This is a genomic window from Burkholderia sp. LMG 13014 (assembly GCF_905232215.1).
In the GTDB taxonomy this organism is placed as follows: Bacteria; Pseudomonadota; Gammaproteobacteria; order Burkholderiales; family Burkholderiaceae; genus Burkholderia.
The window spans coordinates 1-476 of the sequence record NZ_CAJNKE010001078.1 but is presented as its reverse complement, the minus strand read 5'-3'; the positions used below and the strand labels follow the sequence as shown (position 1 = coordinate 476).

General features: G+C 64.7%; 1 protein-coding gene. It reads right to left on the bottom strand.

Annotation, left to right across the window (positions count from 1 at the left end; translation table 11 throughout):
- Positions 1 to 476 (bottom strand): DUF6531 domain-containing protein (locus JYJ84_RS37475; RefSeq protein ID WP_240201969.1); only part of this gene is annotated, 476 nt, incomplete at both ends.

Sequence of the window (476 nt, the reverse complement as noted above, 5' to 3'; positions counted from 1 at the left end):
GTGATCGATGCAACTTCGTCATGTTCGCGCGCGAGCCGCAACTCGACGCTGATCGGCACGCTCCATCCCGTCCCGAACAGGCTGTCGGCACGATCATCGAGGCTGCTATAGAAGCGCTGCCAAACGATCGGCAGCGGCCCGGGCAGCACGAAGTCGGTATCGTCCGTGCCATCGAGAACCTTGCTGCCGGTGATGACGTTAACCGGATGCCCCGCCGAAGGCCGCGCCAGACTACCCAGCCAGGTACCGAACGCACTCGCCGCAAAATTGACCGCAAGACACGGCACCTTGCTCTTCAGAAAGTCGCCCCAACTCATCTTCCCGCGGCCACACACCGCGAGCGCGATACCGAGCGCCGCCCCCAGCCACCCGAGCCGCGTAGCCGACTTCACATCCCGCACCCGCTGCGTCCCACCGCCGATGAAGACGTTGTCCGAGCCTTCGGCAATCGTCCCGTCGCACGTCGTCTTGTCGCC